The sequence below is a fragment of the uncultured Maritalea sp. genome (assembly GCF_937139385.1).
GTDB lineage: Bacteria > Pseudomonadota > Alphaproteobacteria > Rhizobiales > Devosiaceae > Maritalea > Maritalea porphyrae_A.
In genome coordinates, this window is record NZ_CAKZPW010000167.1 from 1 (window position 1) to 3,416 (window position 3,416).

Here is a 3,416-nt window from a genome sequence, read left to right on the forward strand (position 1 = left end):
TGCAGGGTTTTGGCCAACAAAAAACCAATAGGCAACCCCACCGACAACCGCCAGCAGTACAATCGCTGCGACTGAGGCGACAATTGGCAATATGCTGCCACCACGCCTTGGTTCGTCGTCGTAGTTCGCTTTGCGTTCTGGCTGAACGGATTGGTGCGCCACAGGATCGACAAAATCGCGTGCTGTTGGAGCTTCAGGCTCTAGCCTTGGTTCTCTTAGCTGCGCCGTCGAAGCACGTGCTGCCGCCACGGGTGACTTTTCAACACTTGGTCGTGTGCCGGCAGCTGATGCCAAAGCCGCCAAAATTGCGGCCTCTGCCGCATCTGCTGGTTGAGGATTTGTCGTAGGAGGGCTGTTTGTATCAGCGATTAAGTTTTCAATTTCAGTGAGCGGATCTTCAACTTCTTCTGAAAGGTCAGCACCGTCGCTGGTTTGAGATGGTGGCACAGCAAATTCGTCTTCCCCAACCGGCACTTGCAAGTTCTGCTGAGGGATATACTCAAAATCACCACCAGAAGCAGCGGAACGCCGTTCAAGGTTATCGGAGAGCTCTGATTCAATCCCCTTTTCAGGCTGATCATCATTTGGCTGAGACGTTGGTCCGCTCGGCACAGGAATTGGATCAAACTCTGGAGCAACAGGCTCAGCGGACTGGTGTTCAACATCTTCAATGATGGCTGCAATGCCGTCTAAAACGTCCGGAGTAGGAATGGTTTCATCGACATCAAAACTTGCGGCTTCAGCCATTTCATCCATTTGAGATGGGGCAAAATCCAAATCTTCTGTTTCCGACCGTGAATCTGCTGCATTGTCCACACCCATTTTGATGTTGTGGGAAAAATCGAACTCGAACGCGGAGCCCGTTGTGTTTGCAGGCTCTTGCATCTCGTCAGATGGCTCCGTCGGCGACGGGGTCCGAATTGCGGTCACGCCTTCGCCGATCTGCGAAAACGGGGCTGTATCACCGCTTTTCGAAAACGGCAGAATTTCGCCAGCACCCTGCTCAGTTTGTGGTTGGGCAATATCCTGTGACGACTGGTCCGCTTCAATTTGTTGTTCAAACGATCTTTGTGCGTCCTTCTTTTCGCGGGCATCTGCAGCGAGCTGAGCACGTTCATCAACCGATTTGGAAACGGAGGCCTGCTTTGCATCGTCTGCAACAATGCGCGCAAGTTCTGCAATCAAATCATCTGTTTGATCCGTTGCCAGGTTGTTGCGATCGTTCGAATTTGTCATTTTGTTCGGCCAATAACGTTAGTTATGACCCTCACCTCTACATTCACGACACTGTATTTTATAGCTGGTAACCCAGCAATGTGCCTGAATTATGATAGTTCATCTGGCGCGGATACTCCAAGAATGCCCAATCCATTACGCAAAATCTGTCGGACAGCATTCACCATTGCGAGTCGCGCCAATGTTATTGTCCTATCTTCATGATTAACAAATCGTAACTGCGGCTCTTCTTTGCCTTTAGTCCAGAATGCATTAAACGCGCCGGCTAACTCATGCACATAGAAAGCAACCCGGTGCGGCTCATGCGCAACTGCAGCAGCCTCAATGGCCCGCGGAAACTGCCCCATTACTTTTAAAAGCGTCAACTCTGCCGGATGAGAGAGCAAACTAAGGTCTGCAGACTTCAAGGAATCCGGAGAAACATCAAGTTCTGGTACGTCCCGCGCTGCGTTTCTAAAAGCGGAACATGCCCGCGCATGTGCATATTGGACATAAAACACAGGATTATCACGGGTTTGCTGCGTCACAAGGTCAAAATCGAAGTCCAACGGTGCTTCATTCCGGCGGAACAACATAATAAAGCGTACCACGTCTTGTCCCACTTCTTCCACCAAATTGGCCATGGTGACAAAGTTGCCGCTCCGTTTTGACATTTTGGCGGGTTGGCCGTTGCGCAACAAGTTCACCAACTGACAAATCTTGACGTCCACTTCAGCTTCACCACCTGAAACAGCTTTTCCTGCAGCTCCCAACCGTTTGATGTAACCCGCGTGGTCGGCGCCAAGTACCACAATCTGAGAGTTATAACCGCGAAGATATTTGTTCCGGTGATAGGCGATGTCAGCCGCAAAGTAGGTGTATGATCCGTCAGACTTAACAAGAGCTCTGTCAGTGTCATCGCCGAATTGGGTGGCTTTGAACAGTGTTTGCTCGCGATCTTCCCATTCTTCAGGTGTTTTGCCTTTCGGCGCTTCAAGTGTGCCTTGATAAACAAGACCCTGCTCACGAAGCCAATCAAGCGTTTCCTTGATGTCGCCGCTGTGGGTGCGGCGTTTTGCGGTGATCCTGTTCGGGGGCTGCCTTATTCTAACCCTCGCGACCTTGCTGGTTGGACCAGAGGTGAAAGGCGCAAAGCGCTGGCTATGGTTCGGCAGCTTCACCTTGCAGCCAACAGAATTTCTAAAGCCTGCCTTTGCAGTGGTCGCGGCGTGGATGTTTGCGCAGCAACAACGCAGTTCGGAAATCCCCGGCAATATGATTGCTATAGGGCTGTATGTGGTTGTGGTGGCATTGCTGTTATCGCAACCGGATGTGGGGATGACATTGGTGGTGTCCGCCGTATGGTTTGCGCAGTTCTTTTTAGCGGGCTTGCCCATTCTCTGGGTAGTGATGTTTTTGGGGCTTGGCATTGTTGGTGCAGCCGGGGCTTATATCTTTTTCCCCCATGTCACCAACCGCGTCGATCGGTTTTTAAAACCGGATGTGGGGGAGAATTATCAGATTGAGCGCGCCATGGAAGCGTTTCAGACCGGTGGCTTTTTTGGCGTTGGACCCGGCGATGGGTCGGTGAAACGGGTTGTGCCCGACGCGCATACAGATTTTATCTTTGCCGTGGTTGGGGAAGAATTTGGCGTTCTGTTCTGTCTGGTACTTGTGGGGTTGTTCACCTTTATTGTGCTGCGCGGGTTTAGCCGTTTGTTGGAAGAAAAGAATTTCTTTGTGGTTTTGGCGGCTGCCGGCTTGCTGACCCAGTTTGGCTTGCAGGCGATCATTAATATTGGGGTGAACCTTCGCCTAATGCCGACGAAGGGCATGACCCTGCCGTTTATTTCCTATGGCGGATCATCCATGCTGGCGCTGGCCGTTTTGATGGGCATGTTGCTGGCACTGACGCGCCGCCGCGCCGGGGGGAGTGATCTTTCATGACAACCCCAAGCAAACATATGGTTTTGGCAAGCGGCGGTACTGGCGGGCATATTTTCCCCGCCCGCGCGCTTAGTGCAGAATTGATTGCGCGCGGCTATCAAGTCACCTTGATGACCGATAGCCGAGGCGAGGCGTATGAAAGCCTGTTTCCGGGCGTTGAGATTGTGCAGATCAAAGCGGGCTCGCCATCGGTTGGTGGGCTGAAGGGCAAGATATCGTCTGTGCTGAAATTGGGACTGGGTTTTCTTCAGTCG

The 3,416-nt window shown here is 51.9% G+C and carries 4 protein-coding genes; 2 read left to right on the top strand and 2 right to left on the bottom strand.

Annotation, left to right across the window (positions count from 1 at the left end; genetic code table 11):
* Both Q0231_RS06985 and Q0231_RS06990 read right to left on the bottom strand, forming a co-directional pair.
* Window positions 1-1,236, bottom strand: a 1,236-nt coding sequence (locus tag Q0231_RS06985; RefSeq protein ID WP_299346711.1) for a hypothetical protein, incomplete at its 3' end; no start/stop codon positions are given.
* An 89-nt stretch (window positions 1,237-1,325) separates the two neighbouring features.
* Entirely contained in the window at window positions 1,326-2,396 is a 1,071-nt protein-coding gene (locus Q0231_RS06990) for an arginine--tRNA ligase (RefSeq protein WP_299346713.1), read from the bottom strand.
* Here Q0231_RS06990 and Q0231_RS06995 point away from each other — a divergent pair.
* Complete coding sequence (locus Q0231_RS06995; RefSeq protein ID WP_299346715.1) at window positions 2,296-3,162, top strand: putative peptidoglycan glycosyltransferase FtsW; 867 nt, start codon at window positions 2,296-2,298, stop codon at window positions 3,160-3,162. The two genes, Q0231_RS06990 and Q0231_RS06995, sit on opposite strands and share 101 nt — an antisense overlap.
* Window positions 3,159-3,416, top strand: a 258-nt coding sequence (locus tag Q0231_RS07000) for a glycosyltransferase (protein WP_299346717.1), incomplete at its 3' end; no start/stop codon positions are given. The genes Q0231_RS06995 and Q0231_RS07000, both read left to right, overlap by 4 nt.